The sequence below is a fragment of the Sphingobacterium multivorum genome, from assembly GCF_900457465.1.
GTDB classification, from domain to species: Bacteria; Bacteroidota; Bacteroidia; order Sphingobacteriales; family Sphingobacteriaceae; genus Sphingobacterium; species Sphingobacterium multivorum.
Genome location: NZ_UAUU01000002.1, coordinates 1,009,917 through 1,025,275, shown reverse-complemented (window position 1 = coordinate 1,025,275; position 15,359 = coordinate 1,009,917). Strand labels below are relative to the sequence as shown.

At 39.7% G+C, this 15,359-nt stretch carries 14 protein-coding genes; 13 read left to right on the top strand and 1 reads right to left on the bottom strand.

Features of this window, described 5'->3' with window-relative positions:
* From DTA23_RS04600 to DTA23_RS04575, 6 genes are all read left to right on the top strand, one after another.
* A complete protein-coding gene (locus DTA23_RS04600) occupies positions 1–3,342 on the top strand; it encodes a SusC/RagA family TonB-linked outer membrane protein (protein WP_112373929.1) in 3,342 nt (1,113 codons plus the stop codon).
* A gap of 109 nt (positions 3,343–3,451) precedes the next feature.
* Entirely contained in the window at positions 3,452–5,344 is a 1,893-nt protein-coding gene (locus DTA23_RS04595) for a RagB/SusD family nutrient uptake outer membrane protein (RefSeq protein WP_112373928.1), read from the top strand.
* A gap of 186 nt (positions 5,345–5,530) precedes the next feature.
* Positions 5,531–6,796 (top strand): DUF2264 domain-containing protein, encoded by a 1,266-nt coding sequence (locus DTA23_RS04590; RefSeq protein WP_112373927.1) that lies wholly within the window; start codon positions 5,531–5,533, stop codon positions 6,794–6,796.
* 41 nt (positions 6,797–6,837) lie between these two features.
* Complete coding sequence (locus DTA23_RS04585; RefSeq protein WP_112373926.1) at positions 6,838–8,112, top strand: glycoside hydrolase family 88 protein; 1,275 nt, start codon at positions 6,838–6,840, stop codon at positions 8,110–8,112.
* A gap of 590 nt (positions 8,113–8,702) precedes the next feature.
* On the top strand, positions 8,703–9,167 hold the full coding sequence (locus DTA23_RS04580) for a hypothetical protein (RefSeq protein WP_112373925.1): 465 nt from the start codon (positions 8,703–8,705) through the stop codon (positions 9,165–9,167).
* Positions 9,168–9,507: 340 nt separating this feature from the next.
* Positions 9,508–10,461, top strand: a complete 954-nt coding sequence (locus tag DTA23_RS04575; RefSeq protein WP_112373924.1) for a helix-turn-helix transcriptional regulator — start codon at positions 9,508–9,510, stop codon at positions 10,459–10,461.
* Positions 10,462–10,610: 149 nt separating this feature from the next.
* Here DTA23_RS04575 and DTA23_RS04570 read toward each other — a convergent pair whose 3' ends face one another.
* Positions 10,611–11,081, bottom strand: a complete 471-nt coding sequence (locus tag DTA23_RS04570; RefSeq protein ID WP_112373923.1) for a DinB family protein — start codon at positions 11,079–11,081, stop codon at positions 10,611–10,613.
* Between the two features lie 336 nt (positions 11,082–11,417).
* Between DTA23_RS04570 and rplC the strand changes: the two genes are divergently transcribed.
* From rplC to rpsC, 7 genes are all read left to right on the top strand, one after another.
* Positions 11,418–12,035, top strand: a complete 618-nt coding sequence (gene rplC, locus DTA23_RS04565) for a 50S ribosomal protein L3 (RefSeq protein WP_104385215.1) — start codon at positions 11,418–11,420, stop codon at positions 12,033–12,035.
* A 5-nt stretch (positions 12,036–12,040) separates the two neighbouring features.
* The gene (gene rplD, locus DTA23_RS04560; protein ID WP_046674865.1) at positions 12,041–12,670 is read left to right on the top strand and encodes a 50S ribosomal protein L4; all 630 of its coding nucleotides are present in this window, start codon (positions 12,041–12,043) and stop codon (positions 12,668–12,670) included.
* A 1-nt stretch (position 12,671) separates the two neighbouring features.
* Positions 12,672–12,962, top strand: coding sequence for a 50S ribosomal protein L23 (gene rplW, locus DTA23_RS04555; RefSeq protein WP_046674866.1), 291 nt, complete (start codon positions 12,672–12,674; stop codon positions 12,960–12,962).
* A gap of 6 nt (positions 12,963–12,968) precedes the next feature.
* Entirely contained in the window at positions 12,969–13,796 is an 828-nt protein-coding gene (gene rplB / locus DTA23_RS04550) for a 50S ribosomal protein L2 (protein WP_046674867.1), read from the top strand.
* A gap of 112 nt (positions 13,797–13,908) precedes the next feature.
* Positions 13,909–14,061, top strand: a complete 153-nt coding sequence (locus DTA23_RS30855) for a ribosomal protein S19 family protein (protein WP_440591177.1) — start codon at positions 13,909–13,911, stop codon at positions 14,059–14,061.
* A 6-nt stretch (positions 14,062–14,067) separates the two neighbouring features.
* Positions 14,068–14,502, top strand: a complete 435-nt coding sequence (gene rplV / locus DTA23_RS04540) for a 50S ribosomal protein L22 (protein ID WP_046674868.1) — start codon at positions 14,068–14,070, stop codon at positions 14,500–14,502.
* An 11-nt stretch (positions 14,503–14,513) separates the two neighbouring features.
* Positions 14,514–15,308: a 30S ribosomal protein S3 gene (gene rpsC, locus DTA23_RS04535; RefSeq protein ID WP_046674869.1), complete on the top strand. Its 795-nt coding sequence runs from the start codon at positions 14,514–14,516 to the stop codon at positions 15,306–15,308.
* The last annotated feature ends 51 nt before the right edge of the window (positions 15,309–15,359 follow it).

Here is a 15,359-nt window from a genome sequence, read left to right as displayed (position 1 = left end):
ATGGCAAAGTTTTACAAAGTTGGACTGTCTGCTATGATGATGTTTACTGTGGGTGCGAGTATGGCACAGCAGAAAATTTCGATTACGGGGCGGATTACAGACAGTCAAGGTGCACCTTTAGCGGGTGTAACGATTCGAGAAAAGGGTGGAAAGATCTCTACTTCTACTAATGAGACGGGTCAGTATACCATCTCTGTCCCAGAAAATACTATCATACTGATTTCATACATTGGTTATCAGGATCAAGAAGTCAATTCTAAAGGGCGTTCGATAATTAATGTTAGTCTAGAAAAAAATACTTCAGCACTTGATGAAGTCGTGGTTGTAGGATATGGCACACAGAAAAAAGTCAATTTGACTGGATCTGTCGCTACTGTTGGTGCAGATAAGCTTACCAATAGACCTATTATGAACCTTGCGGCGGCCTTAGGCGGAACGGCTCCGGGCATTCGTGTTACGCAAGGAAATGGTAATCCTGGAAGCGAGGATGTATCTATTCGTATTCGTGGTACAGGATCTTTCAATAATAATAACCCTCTGATCCTTGTGGATGGTGCCGTGGCCGATATGGTTCCATTAAATACAGATGATATTGAGAACATTTCCATTTTGAAAGATGCGGCATCTGCAGCGATTTATGGATCTCGTGCAGCAAATGGTGTAATTCTCGTGACCACTAAAAAAGGGAAGAAAGGTGAAGCGCCTAAAATAGCATTCAATGAATTGTATGCACGTGAACAAGCACAAACTGATTTAAAGTTTATGTCGAGTACAGCGGATTGGATGGAACTGCACAACATCGCTAAAGTGAATGCTAACCCAACTTCCACATCTCCCGATTATACACTGTCAACCATTGAAGATTGGCGAAAAGCGAATGGGGATCCTAATGGTATCTATAATAATCCAATCACTGGGAATAGCATTCCAAATTGGTTAGCTTATCCAAATACGGATTGGGCACAGGTTCTCTTTCAACCACAATATTATCAACGATATGGTGTTTCAGTAACGGGAGGGAGTGATAAATCTTCTTATCTCATGTCCGCTGGATACCAAAATAATCCTGGAACGTTGGCAAATACTGGGATGAAAAGATTTAATATTCGTACCAATTTGGAAACAAAAATTGCGGATAGAATTACTTTTGGTACACAAACCTATGCAACAAAGGAGTATAAGCAACCAGGTAGCACTTCGATGACCTATTTGTTACAGGCTTTCCCAGGCATGACCCCCATTTATCAGGGGAAATATGGTGCTAGTGAAGATCCTAATACAACAAATAAGGACAATATTCTGCAACAGGTTGCTTCAAATGGAGGGGAAAACAACTACACACGTATCAATAGTACGTGGTATGCTAACGCGGATCTTTGGAAAGGGATTGTCGCCGAAGCGCGGTTTAATTACAGTGAATATATGCGTGAGGATGAAAATTACTCACAAAACTTGCCTAGATATAGTTTTAGAGAAAGCTTTGAGAAACCTAAAGAAGGCATAGGGAATTTGGATCAGGCAACTACTTATCGTTTTTCTTATAAATCATCGAGTTATACAGCGAATGCATTATTACGTTATGCCCATACTTTTGGGAAACATGATGTGGGTGGATTAGCAGGTTATGAACAATATTACTCGAAGACAAGTGGTTTTAATGCTACTCAACGTGGATTACTTGATTGGAGTGTTACTGATATAAACTCGGGAGGTACAATGGAGTCCATTGGCGGTTCTGACCAAAATAGAAAAGATAATGCAAAGGCGGAGAACGCAATGATTTCTTATTTTGGCCGGGTAAATTATGCCTACGATGGTAAATATTTGTTTGAAGGAAACTTTCGTTCGGATGCGTCATCTAAGTTTGCTCCGGGACATCGCACCGGATTTTTTCCTTCTTTCTCGGCAGGTTGGGTGATCAGTAACGAACGTTTTTTTGATCCAGCTAAAACAACAGTTAATTACTTAAAGCTTAGAGGGTCTTATGGAACCTTAGGGAATACAATAAGTGGAAATTACGATTGGCAGACTCTTTATCAGAAAGTGAATAATGTATTTAACGAGTCGGTCGCTAATGGGGTTATTCAGCAAACTATCCAAAATCTTAGTTTATCATGGGAGAAGCTAACGACATACAATCTTGGGTTGGAAGCCAGTTTCTTAAATCGCCGTTTGAGTGTCGAGGCTGATATGTATTCCCGAAAGACTTCTGATATCTTAACTGCAGCTATTATTTATTTGACAATGGGTAATATCAATGCCCCTATGTCCAATACTGCTTCAATGAATAATAAAGGGATAGAACTTAATCTAGGTTGGAACGATAAAATTGGAGAGTTTAGATATGGAGTAAATGGTAATATTTCCTATAACATGAACAGAGTTTCAGGTTTTAAAGGCACATTAAAGTATGAGCAAGATCCATCCACTCTCGATATATGGGGTAATCCAACTTGGCGCTATACGAATTTAGCCGATGTATCTACAGGAGGGAATGAGCGTCGTGTGGAACAACATATGCTTGACGAGTGGTTTTTAAGAAGGCCTTATGCGGGAACTGGAACCTATATGAAATCTGACGGAAGTGTAGATCCAAATGGTGGACCCACAGACGGAATGATCCGTACTAAAGCTGATCTGGAGTGGGTGAAATCTATGATTGCTGCAAATTATTCTTTTAATAATAATACGGTTGGGCCTGGTGCAGCAAATATATGGTATGGACAAATGCTTATGGCGGATGCGAACGGTGATGGTAAATACGGTAATGATGATGACCGTGAATTCACAGGGAAGTCTTCTGTTGCCAAATTTGTGTTTGGCTTAAATCTGACAGCAGCTTACAAGGGTTTTGATCTAAACATGCTTTTGGCGGGACGTGTCGGCTCTTATCATTATATTAATGAGCGTGGATCCAATGGATCAATCTTAGCGAATACAGGAGATCAATTGCCAGCAGATGCCTGGACCAAATACTATTCTTATGATGCAGTAAGAGCAAATAGCGATTATGATAATTATGATCCAGCTACAGATCCAAATGCAAATATAAATGGTAAATACCCACGTTTGCTTTCTTCAAGTTCAATCATGCAGGCTAATACATTCTATTTGTACAATACCTCGTATTTAAAGTTAAAGTCTTTGCAGTTGGGGTATACATTTCCTAAAAAATGGATTAATCAAGCTAAAATTAAAGACTTAAGGGTATTTGTAACAGGAGAAAATCTGTTGACATTTAAACATAAAGACTTTCCAGGAGTGGACCCGGAATTAGGTGGTTCATTGATTGTTTATCCCATCGCGAAGCTATATTCCGCCGGGGTATCGGTAACTTTTTAACTTAATCTCAGAACAGCAGGATAAGCTAATTTGAAGTTTTCAATAGAGTAAGACTTAGACTAGCATCTTAATCTTAAACTCTGTTTAGTCAAATAAAATAGAAATAGAGATGAAAAAAATATTAAAATCTGTCATAGCAATTGGTATAGCAAGTTCTTTATCGTCTTGTACGAAAATATTGGACCTTGCACCTAATGACAAAATATCTTCGGGAACAATGTGGTCAACGGAAACGTTGGTTGATCAAGGGGTAATAGGTGTTTACTATTCATTACAACGTCCAGTAAGAAGTGACGGAATTGTAGGAACATCTGCAAATATTGGGTATTATGCTTATGAGGCATTCGGTATGACTGGTCAAGGTGAATATAACTTAAATAACCTTTTCTCCAGCGCCGTGAATCCAAGTAATTCCTATTTTTCATTCCAATGGAAATGGTTGTATGATGGCGTACATCGCGCTAACGATGCAATTGTTCATATACCCGATGCCATGATGGCTCAGGAAAAAAAGAACAAATTAGTAGCGGAATGTAAAGTATTAAGAGCCTTTTTTTACATGCGACTCAATGAGCTGTATGGTCGGAATGGTTTGGGTGTTCCTATTTACACCGAGCCTATTAGTCCTGCAGAAGGTAACAAAGGACAGAGTTCTGAAGAGGAAGTTTGGGCGCTTATTATTAAGGATTTAACTGATGCAATCAATGAGAGTGCTTTGCCAAACAATCAAATCCAAGGTGAAGGACGTGTGAGTAAAGGTGCTGCTTATGCACTACGTGGCCGTGCTTATCTTATGACAAAAAAATACGATCAGGCAGTTGCTGATTTTGCGAAAGTTGGGGAGAGCGGCTACAAACTTTTCTCAAATTATAAGCAATTATTTAAAGTTGCCAATGAACGTTGTGAAGAGATGATTTTGAGCGTTCAATATATAGAGGAACCTTCAGGATACGGTTCGGCCGTACAGAAGTATACCGCCGCATTTCAACAGGGGGCAAAAGATAGCCGGGGATGTTGGACAGATCTCCAAGTGACCCCAGCTTTGGTTAATTTGTATGAAGAAATAATTGATGGAACTACCGTACGTCCTTTTAGTTGGTCAGACTATATTCCTGAATGGAATACGGTAAATGCTTTAGGAGCTCCCAATAGAAAAGTCTTTTTTATCCGGGATCAAAAAGTTAACGGAAATGATGTCCATTCTACTGTTACCACGGTAATCAATACAGAATTGAATAAATTGAATAGTACTGCGCGGGCGTTTTACCTACCAGAAGGGAATGAAGCACGCCTTAAAGCAGCTTACGCAAATAGGGATCCACGTTTAGCGTATAACGTGGTAACTCCTTATGCATCTTTCCAGGGAGTAAACAGCAATTCCACTACTGCAGGTATGTATACCTATAGATTCCCGGTCACAGGTAAATACTATGTGGACCAACCTGGAGCTGAGCCTAATTTGAATAGTAGTTTACCTAGTACTTATTATACTTCGGGAAGCGCCAATGCACAGGCTGAGTTTAAGTATATCCATCGCAAGTTTGTGGGGGAAGGTTTAGAATACGCTCGTCGTGAGCAAAACCCAGTAGACGAGCCTATTATTCGTTATGCAGATGTTTTGTTGATGTGGGCAGAAGCGTTAGTCGAGATGAATGATTTACCTGGTGCTATGGCAAAAGTAAAACAGGTCAGAGATCGGGTTGGAATTCCAACAATGGCCTCCTCTTTTTCAGATCAAAGCAAAGCACGTAATTATGTACGAGACGAGCGGCGTCGGGAATTAATTGGTGAGGGAGTTAACTTTTTTGATGAAATGCGTTGGAAAACACTGAAAGAGACAAAGTTCAACGAAAAATTTGCACAACATGCTTGGGGTGGTACAGAAAATACGGGCGGTACCACTTATGAATGGATAGGTGACCAATGGTACACCTGGCCAGTCCCAAAATCTGAAATAGAGTTAAATAAAAATTTGAAGCCAACACCAGGCTGGGTATATTAATAAAAAACGTTTCAGCTAAATTTAAAATCTCATGATGATTTTGTAAAAAAGCTGTTATCAATCGCTCATGCAATCGTTTGCTAGAGCGATTGATTTATTTAGGTTTGTTTTTTTAGGTTAAATTAAAGATTTTTAATGTTTTGTGCAGCATTATCAAGCTCACATTAATTTATAAACCATTATCGAATGAAGAGAAGATTCCTATTAAAATTGTTAGGCGGAGCTGGAGTTGGCGCATTAACTGCGTCTCTACCAATAAAAGCAGAGGCAAGCAGTTTGGACAATAAGACAAGCGTTAACGAAAACGATCGCGCCTATTGGGTATCTGTCTTACATAAGATGGCTGCTCCAATATTAGGTAATATCAGCAAGCAGCAGTGGCGTAAAAATATGCCGATGGAGGTGAGCCCGACTTTTGATAGTAGGGACCCTGGAGTCGGATACCTAGAAGCGTTTGGACGTTTGCTGGCAGGAATGGCACCCTGGTTGGCATTACCGGATGACGTCACTGAGGAAGGAAAATTGCGAAAAAAATTACGCGATCAAGCATTACTCGGTATACAGTATGGTGTAGATCCTAAATCACCGGATTATTTTACCTGGCGAGGTCCGTCGTCTCAAACACTCGTAGATGCAGCACATCTTGCGCTGGCTTTTCTGAGAGCTCCAAAAGCTTTATGGGAACCATTGGACCCAATTACAAAGAAAAGAGTGGTCGAAGAGTTTAAACTGCTGCGTAAGATTAAGCCGAATGAGAGCAATTGGCTGCTGTTTGCTGCAATGACAGAAACATTTCTTTACAGCATAGGTGAGGAATGTGCGCGAGAAAAGATCGATTATGCCGTCAATAAATTTGATCAGGAATGGTATGTGGGAGATGGCTGGTATAGCGATGGCGCCCATTTTAGTTTTGATCACTACAACGGGTACGTAATCCATTGCATGCAGGTTGAGTCGCTGCGTCATAATATCCCAGCGGGTGGAAAATACAAAGAGATGTATGAGCGGGCATACAAACGGATGCAGCGTTATGCGCATCATTTGGAACGCATGATTTCCCCAGAAGGCCATTATGTTGTCGTTGGCCGTTCATCAACTTATAAGAATGCTGCTTTTCAGCCGCTAGCAACAGTTGCTCTAGAAAATAAGTTGCCCGAAGACATCTCGAAGGGTCAGGTCAGGGCAGCGTTGACGACTATACTTCGACATATTTATATTGACAAAACCTTTGCGCCATCTGGATGGCTACGTATGGGCGTGGTGGGTGATAAACAATCCAATCTCGCAGATTATTATACAAATGCAGGTTCAATGTATGTAGCTTCATTGTCGTTTTTGCCATTAGGACTACCAGCAAACGACGAGTTCTGGACCTGTGCTCCACAACCATGGACCTCCCAAAAATGCTGGAATGCTGAGCAATTTCCCAAAGACTATTATGTAAGTTATTAAACGAAAAAGAATAAAAAGCAAAAGATTAAGGATTGGATAAAATGAAGATACAACACTATATTACGGGAGCTTTAATGATCGGGCTAGGAATGCAGGGAATTTCCTGTTCCAGTCAGCGAAACCTAGGAGCAGTGAAATTGGGACTTGACAAAGAATTTGTTCGCACAAATTTGGAAGATGCACATAAACAAATCGCCTACCTTGCCGCATCGATCAATGAATCGGATATGCCGACGACGTATAAAGATGGTAAATATGTGAATTGGGGTTCAAGTTGGTGGTGCTCGGGCTTTTATCCCGGTACAGTGTTATACATATACGAGTATACCAAGGATGAAAAACTTTTGACGGAAGCAAAAAGCAAATTAAAAGAACTCGAGAAGGAAAAGAACAACAAGGGAACACATGATTTGGGCTTTATGTTGTACTGCAGCTTTGGGAATGCGTTACGCTTGACGGGAGATTCGGCTGCATATAAGGAAATTTTAAGTACTGGAGCAGCCTCGTTGGCAACACGCTTTCACGAAGCACCCAAAACTATCCGTTCATGGGACGGTGGAAAAAACTGGGATGGGCAGCCTTGGACCTATCCGGTAATCATCGACAATATGATGAACCTGGAGTTTTTGACGGAAGTTTCCAAGATGACAGGTGATAAGCGCTATCGTGATATCGCTATAACGCATGCAAATACAACAATGGTCAATCACTATCGAAAAGATTATAGTTCCTATCATGTCGTGGATTACAATCCAAAAGATGGACGTATTATTTCGAGAAAGACTGCCCAAGGTGCTTTTGACGAGTCTGCATGGGCTAGGGGACAGTCTTGGGGACTTTATGGTTATACGATGATGTACCGTGAGACCGGCGACAAGAAATATTTGGAGCAAGCGCGGCATATTGCGCAGTTTTATCTGAATCATCCCAACCTTCCAAAAGATCTAATTCCCTATTGGGATATGGACCAAAACAAGCTTACACCAGACAGTAAATATTATAGCCAAAAAGATCTTCGCGATGTGTCGACAGCTTCAGTAACGGCCTCGGCTTTGCTGGAATTGGCACAATACACAACAGGTAGTGAAAGCCAGCTCTATATTTCAAAGGCCGAGCAGATGTTGCGGTCTTTATCATCTAAACCCTACAAAGCAGATTATAAAGAAGCAGGGGGATATATCTTGAAACATAGCGTCGGTTCTATTCCACATAAAACAGAGGTAGATGTGCCTTTAACCTATGCCGATTACTATTATCTAGAAGCATTGGTGCGGTATAATCGATTGCTTGATGGCGAGAAAGTGATTAAACAATAGGCGATAAGGGACCTTTAAACTGTTCCTAAAATGAGTGTTGTTTTAGGGACAGTTTTAGCCGTTCGTGCACCCGGAAAAATGCCGTTCCAACCAACCCCATATTTTCATTGGATCATCTCCTGTTATAATAGTCGCGATAGACACATCATATTTAGCGAGATCTGTCTCTCGAATTGTCAGATCTATACCGCTCCGTTTATAAGTTACCAATAGCATAAATCTAATAAAGAATGAAAAGAACAAAGTAAAGTCAGATTTATTGAAATTGCACTGATTAGTGTTTTTTTAGAGGTCGGTAAGTTTTTGTATTTCAGGCTAGTACACTTTGGTTAAGTAATCATTTGGACGGATTTATAGATAGTAAACCTATTTTTTTACGGAAGATTTTTTAATGCGATGCGCCATGGATTTTTCGACCATAATTATTAACGATGAGGCATCATTCGCTAAGGATTGAGAAACTTTAGTCAATTTATCTAAAAGAAAGGAGGTCACTTATGATTTAGTTAAGGCAGAAGCCAATTGTTGATAAGCTATATCTCAAAAAAAGCTTATTGAAATAGTCAATTATTTATAAACACTTTTGAATTATGTTAAAAAAATCATTTGTAATAGCCTTTGCGTTATTTATTGTCACCGGTTTGTTCGTTCAAGCTAGAGATTTGAGTGTACCAGCTATAAAACTATCTAATAAACGAAATGTAATTTCTACAGAAAACGTTGGTGCAAAAAAAAATACCAAAACGAATATTAAAACACTAAGTAGCACATTCGACTTTTATGTGTATAACTTTAGTAATTCCCCTATTTATTTGACCTTTAGTGGGAATTTTCCAGGAGGAACCACACAGCATGTTGTAGTCCCTGCGAATACGCTTTCCTATCCCGTTAATATTCAAAGTGGAAATTATGATATTTATGCAAGTTGCCCTAGTTGGTTAACAATGTGGTATGCGATGAGTTGCGGTCATTCGGGCTCCGGACAATATTACACTTTTGAAAATGTCTATTTGAGCGATACTGGCTGTACATCATTAGATGTCGGAAGCAATTAAGTTACACATAATAATTAATGTTGCTGTCTCAATGTCTTCATTGGGGCAGCTATTTTAAGGAAGCAGGGGGCTATATCTTGAAACATAGCGTCGGTTTATCCCATATAAAACAGAGGTGGAGGTGCCTTTTTGATTAGTGCAGATTTTAAATAAATATTATCCGTAGATAAATCGGATATTATACGCTTTCATCCGAATGAGGTCCCTATTAAGTCCGTATGAAGTCCCTATAAACTCCCTGTTATTTAACAAAACGCTATTAATTTATTGCCTTCCTTAACAGGAGTGCTCAAACTTAACTTTTGTAGCGTTAAAGCCTAGATTTTGTATCTTTATCCCTATGACCGATATCCAGAAGAGATTTGACCGTATACTCGCTATTTATATGCATCTGCAAGCTAAACCTGTTGTGACAGCTGCAGCGTTGGCAGAAAGATATGAAGTAAGTCAGCGTACCATTTATAGAGATATTCGTTCCCTGATGCAGGCAGGGGTACCTATTTATGGTGAAGCGGGAAGCGGTTATTCTTTGGTGGAGGGATATAAGATGCCACCTTTGCAATTTACAAGGGAAGAGGCATTGAGTTTTGTCGCAGCAGAGAAATTAGTTGAAAAATATACGGACCGGAATCTTGCTCATCATTTTACCACGGCATTGCTGAAAATGAAAGCTATATTACGGGGCAACGAAAAAGAACAGGTAGCCTTAGTTGGGGATAACTTTCTGGTGCGCGGTGGGCGTCATCAATTCAATGAGAAGCTAACCCATGGCACCAATATTCTGATCGAAAGCATCGCAGCAAAGAAATGTGTGGAAATCTATTATTCCAAACCTTCCGATAAAACTCCAGAAAGGCGTGAAATCGAAGCTGTGGGTATTTTTGTGGAGAGCAAGTTTTGGTATGTACTTGCTTTTTGTAGATTGCGACAAGATTATAGGCAATTCCGCTTGGATAGAATAAACAATATTAGAATACTTGCTGAAGATTTTGGAAAAGAGCATCCCGAACTATCTTTCTTTCTGAGTAAGCGGCATGAAGTGCCAACAACCAAAGTGGTGGTGCAAGTGGATAAAGAAATGGCTAGGTATATGGAGTGGGATCGTCACTATTTTGGTTTCCAAGAAGAAATTGTAACCGATAACTATGTGGAAATGCATTTTGACTGCATGAATATGGAGAATGGGTTTGCGCGATGGTATCTGATGTTTGCAGATAAAGGTCGCATAATTGAACCCGAATCGCTAAAAGATGTTGTCAGAGGTTTGCTTTCATCTGCTTTGGAGCAAGTTTAGCTGTAAATGAAGTAATCAGGATTCTTTACTATGGTAAAGGAAAAACTTGTTCGGCGGAAAGGGAGGATGCCGAACAAGTTAAACTGTAAATTGTACTAAAAAGTTTTTGATCCATGTCAGGAGAAAACTTCCGTTGTCTGTATCAGTTATTAACCCCTTTCCCAAAAAAATGGTGGTTGGATACCCAGTAAGCGTAAATAGGCAAAAGCCTGACCACGATGGTGGATCTCGTTGTCAATAAAATAAAATATGCTATGGATAATGGGGGATTTGTATTGTCCAAATAAATTGAACTCTTCGGCAAAACGTTCTTCTGGAATTTGATTGAACAGTTCACTGATCTGAGGAGTAGCTTCATCCCAAGCCTGCAGTAATTGTGCTTTGGTCGAATAACTGAGATTCTCGTTGAGTTTGCCACTTTTGTTGTTGACAATTTCCTGGAGACCTGGAACAGCAATACCTAATAGCTCCTTAATCATATCTGCAAAAGTGCGCATGCCTTCTACCTTGAAATTGAACAATCCTTCTTCTGGAAATTTTTCAATAGTCTGTCTTGTTAGGTTTCTGTGGCCTAACCAATGTTGAAGTAGCTCGTTCTTCGAAATGATTTCTGTTTTCATGATTTTCGTATTTAAAGTTTTAGTAAGCGATACATCACCTGACGTGTTGTATGACAGTTCAAAATTAGCGCAACTTATGACAGCTGTATGGCAGTAGGAATAGATTGTCCTAATTTTATTTTTTTGGAGATGATTTAGTCGGAGTGGGGAGTTGGATAGGTATTATTCGGAAATTTGAAGCGGATGAAGAAAAGATCTAGAAAATAAAAAAAAATAATTCACTAATTATTTGACAGTTATAAAAATGTTTGTAACTTTGCAGTCCCTTAATGGGAATAGTATGTCTTGAGCGAAGCCCTACTGCTTCGAAGGACTTTTAATTAATTAATTTACAACATGTCAGGTATTATTGGAAAAAAAGTAGGAATGACGAGCCTGTTTAACGCTGATGGGAAAAATATTCCTTGTACAGTGATTCAGGCCGGGCCGTGCGTGGTTACGCAGATACGTACGGAAGAAAAGGATGGCTACTCGGCAATTCAACTTGGTTTCGACGAAGCTAAGGAGAAAAACACGACAGCTCCTTTGAAAGGGCACTTTGCGAAAGCAAACACAACGCCTAAGCGTAAGTTGGTAGAGTTTAAAACTTTCCCAGATGCAAAACAACTTGGTGACGTAGTTGACGTTACACTTTTCGAGGAAGGCGAATTCGTAGATGTAGTTGGTACTTCAAAAGGTAAAGGTTTCCAAGGTGTAATGAAACGTCATGGATTTGGTGGTGTAGGTGGTGCGACTCACGGTCAGCACAACAGATTACGTGCTCCAGGTTCATTAGGTGCTTCATCATGGCCTTCACGCGTATTCAAAGGTATGCGCATGGCTGGTCGTACAGGTGGTGACAGAGTTAAAGTTCAAAACTTACAGGTGTTGAAAGTTTACGCTGAGCAAAACCTTATCGTTGTTAGTGGTTCCATTCCAGGAGCTAAAGGTTCTTATGTAATCGTAGACAAATAGTAGAGATGGAAGTTAAAGTTTTAAATTTATCAGGTAAAGAAACAGGTGCCAAGGTGCAACTTCCTGAGTCGGTATTTGGGTTAGAGCCTAACGATCATGCGATCTATTTGGATGTGAAACAATACTTAGCGAACCAACGCCAAGGAACTCACAAATCTAAACAACGTAACGAAATCGCGGGTTCTACTCGTAAATTACACAAACAAAAAGGTACTGGTGGTGCTCGTGCGGGTTCTATCAAATCTCCATTGTTTAATGGTGGTGGTCGTGTATTCGGTCCTCAACCTCGTGACTACTCGTTCAAATTGAACAAAAAATTGAAACAAGTAGCACGTAAATCAGCGTTATCTTACAAAGCAAAAGATAATAACATTGTGGTATTGGATGAAGTAAAATTCGATGCTATCAAAACTAAAAACTATGTTGCTTTAATAAATGCGTTGAACGTAGCTGATGAGAAAACATTGTTGGTATTACCAGCTTACGATGAGATTGTTTATAAATCAAGCAGAAACTTGAAAAAAGCAAAAGTTATTGTTGCAGCTGATTTAAATACATATGATGTATTGAACGCAACAAAATTATTGTTGACTACAGATTCTGTTAAAACTTTGGAGGAAGCATTAGCTAAGTAATATGGAAATTATTAAAAAACCTATCTTGACTGAGAAAGCTTCTTTGTTAACGGAAAAATTAAACCGTTACGCTTTCAAAGTAGATCACAGAGCAAACAAAATCCAGATTAAAGCAGCTGTTGAGGCTATGTTTGGTGTTACAGTTCTTGCTGTAAACACTGCAGTAGTAGCTGGTAAAGCAAAAAGCCGTTACACAAAAGCAGGTTTCGTATCTGGTAGAGCTCCTAAGTATAAAAAGGCTGTCATTACGATTAAAGACGGCGAAACTATTGACTTTTACAGTACTATATAATACAAAATGGCAGTTAAAAGATTCAAACCGGTAACCCCTGGTACTCGTTTTAGAGTAGGCGCTGACTACTCTGATGTTACTACAAACGTTCCTGAAAAATCGTTAGTAGTAAAAATCAACAAGAAATCAGGCGGTCGTAATAACTCCGGTAAAATGACTATGCGTTATCTCGGTGGGGGACATAAAAAAGTATACCGATTAATTGATTTCAAACGCGATAAAAAAGATATCCCTGCAAAAGTAGCTACTATCGAGTACGATCCAAATCGTACTGCTCGTATTGCCTTGTTGCATTACGCTGATGGTGAAAAACGTTACATCCTTGCTCCAGCTGGTTTAGTAGTTGGTCAAACTGTAATCGCAGGTGATAAAGTTGCCCCAGAAGTTGGTAATACATTACCATTAGCAAACATTCCATTGGGTTCTATCATCCACAATATTGAATTAAATCCTGGTCAAGGTGGTTCAATTGCTCGTTCGGCTGGTACTTATGCTCAATTGTCTGCTCGTGATGGTAAATATGCCATCATCAAATTGCCTTCGAGCGAAACACGTATGATCTTATTGACTTGTGTTGCTACAATCGGTTCAGTATCGAACCATGAAAGATCTAACCAAGTGTTAGGTAAAGCAGGTCGCAAACGTTGGTTAGGTCGTCGTCCAAGAGTTCGTGGTGTTGCGATGAACCCAGTAGATCACCCTATGGGTGGTGGTGAAGGCCGTACTTCAGGAGGTCACCCACGCTCACGTACAGGTGTATTAGCTAAAGGCTTCAAAACACGTTACAAGAAGAAAACATCGAATCGTTACATCATTGAGAGAAGGAAAAAATAATGGCTCGTTCAATTAAAAAAGGTCCTTATATCGATCACAACTTAGAAAGAAAAGTTCTTTCTATGAATGAAACTAACAAAAGTCAGTTATCAAAACATGGTCTCGTAGATCAATGATTTCACCTGATTTTGTTGGCCATACCTTCGCAGTGCACAACGGGAATAAATTTATCCCTGTTTATGTAACAGAGAATATGGTAGGTCACAAGCTTGGTGAATTCGCGCCTACGCGTACATTCAGAGGCCACGCAGAAAAGAAAAAATAATAGGTAATGGAAGCAACAAAAAAACTTAAAAAGTCTGTCTTAATTAGACAACGTAAAGAGCAAGAGAAAGCTCAACAAGGAGGAGCTTCGGATGCCAAATTATTGAACTGCCCGACTTCGCCTCGTAAGATGCGTTTGGTGGTAGACTTAATTCGCGGTCAACGTGTTGAAAATGCAATTTACATTTTGAAACACTCAAGTAAAGAAGCTGCTGCTCGTGTAGAAAAATTATTATTATCTGCAATCAAAAACTGGGAAGCCAAAAACGAAGGTAAATCAGTGGAAGAAAGCGAACTATATGTAAAAGAAGTATCAGTAGGTGGTGGTCGTCAATTGAAAAGATTGCGTCCGGCTCCTCAAGGTCGCGGATACAGAGTTCGTAAACGTTCAAATCACGTTACGTTGGTAGTTGATAGCAAATTAAACGTTGAACAAAACTAATTTATTGAGAAATGGGACAAAAAGCAAATCCAATAGGTAGCAGATTAGGAATCATCAAAGGTTGGGATTCTAACTGGTTCGGAGGTAAAAACTATTCCGATAAATTAGTTGAAGACGAAAAAATCAGAAAATATCTTTCTGTTCGTATTGCAAAAGGTGGTGTAGCTAAAGTTGTTATCGAAAGAACTTTAAAACGTATCACTGTTACAATTCACACTGCTCGTCCAGGTATCGTTATCGGTAAAGGTGGTCAAGAAGTTGACAAGATCAAAGAAGAGTTGAAAAAACTGACTAAAAAGGATGTTCAAATCAACATTTTCGAGATCAAACGCCCTGAGTTAGATGCTAAGTTAGTAGCTGAAGGTGTCGCTAAACAATTAGAGGCGCGTATTTCATTCCGTCGTGCAATGAAAACTTCAATCGCTTCTACGATGCGTATGGGTGCAGAAGGTATCAAAATCATGTGTTCTGGTCGTTTAGGTGGTGCTGAAATGGCGCGTACTGAACAATACAAAGAAGGAAGAACTCCTTTACACACATTGCGTGCTGATATCGACTACGCTTTAGCTGAAGCATTGACTACATACGGTAAAATTGGTATCAAAGTTTGGATCTGTAAAGGTGAGGTTTACGGTAAACGTGACTTATCTCCAAACATTGGTCAAGCATCTGGTGTAAAATCACGTGGCAACCACGAAGGTGGTGGCGAACGTCGTGACAACCGTAACAACAAAGGTGGTCGCGGTGGAAACAACCGTGGTGGAAACAACCGTGGTGGAAGCAACCGTGGTCCGAAAAAAGATTAATAGTTATTTAGATTACAACAAAAACCTGCTGAAAAAGCAGATTTAAAAAGT

What these genes read in the sequence shown, in the direction of transcription:
- DTA23_RS04580 (WP_112373925.1), top strand. Translation starts at nt 8,703, where the DNA reads ATGTTAAAAAAATCATTTGTAATAGCCTTTGCGTTATTTATTGTCACC.
- rplC (WP_104385215.1), top strand. Translation starts at nt 11,418, where the DNA reads ATGTCAGGTATTATTGGAAAAAAAGTAGGAATGACGAGCCTGTTTAAC.
- DTA23_RS04600 (WP_112373929.1), top strand. Translation starts at nt 1, where the DNA reads ATGGCAAAGTTTTACAAAGTTGGACTGTCTGCTATGATGATGTTTACT.
- rplW (WP_046674866.1), top strand. Translation starts at nt 12,672, where the DNA reads ATGGAAATTATTAAAAAACCTATCTTGACTGAGAAAGCTTCTTTGTTA.
- rpsC (WP_046674869.1), top strand. Translation starts at nt 14,514, where the DNA reads ATGGGACAAAAAGCAAATCCAATAGGTAGCAGATTAGGAATCATCAAA.
- DTA23_RS04595 (WP_112373928.1), top strand. Translation starts at nt 3,452, where the DNA reads ATGAAAAAAATATTAAAATCTGTCATAGCAATTGGTATAGCAAGTTCT.
- DTA23_RS04570 (WP_112373923.1), bottom strand. Translation starts at nt 11,081, where the DNA reads ATGAAAACAGAAATCATTTCGAAGAACGAGCTACTTCAACATTGGTTA.
- DTA23_RS30855 (WP_440591177.1), top strand. Translation starts at nt 13,909, where the DNA reads ATGATTTCACCTGATTTTGTTGGCCATACCTTCGCAGTGCACAACGGG.
- rplV (WP_046674868.1), top strand. Translation starts at nt 14,068, where the DNA reads ATGGAAGCAACAAAAAAACTTAAAAAGTCTGTCTTAATTAGACAACGT.
- rplD (WP_046674865.1), top strand. Translation starts at nt 12,041, where the DNA reads ATGGAAGTTAAAGTTTTAAATTTATCAGGTAAAGAAACAGGTGCCAAG.
- DTA23_RS04590 (WP_112373927.1), top strand. Translation starts at nt 5,531, where the DNA reads ATGAAGAGAAGATTCCTATTAAAATTGTTAGGCGGAGCTGGAGTTGGC.
- DTA23_RS04575 (WP_112373924.1), top strand. Translation starts at nt 9,508, where the DNA reads ATGACCGATATCCAGAAGAGATTTGACCGTATACTCGCTATTTATATG.
- DTA23_RS04585 (WP_112373926.1), top strand. Translation starts at nt 6,838, where the DNA reads ATGAAGATACAACACTATATTACGGGAGCTTTAATGATCGGGCTAGGA.
- rplB (WP_046674867.1), top strand. Translation starts at nt 12,969, where the DNA reads ATGGCAGTTAAAAGATTCAAACCGGTAACCCCTGGTACTCGTTTTAGA.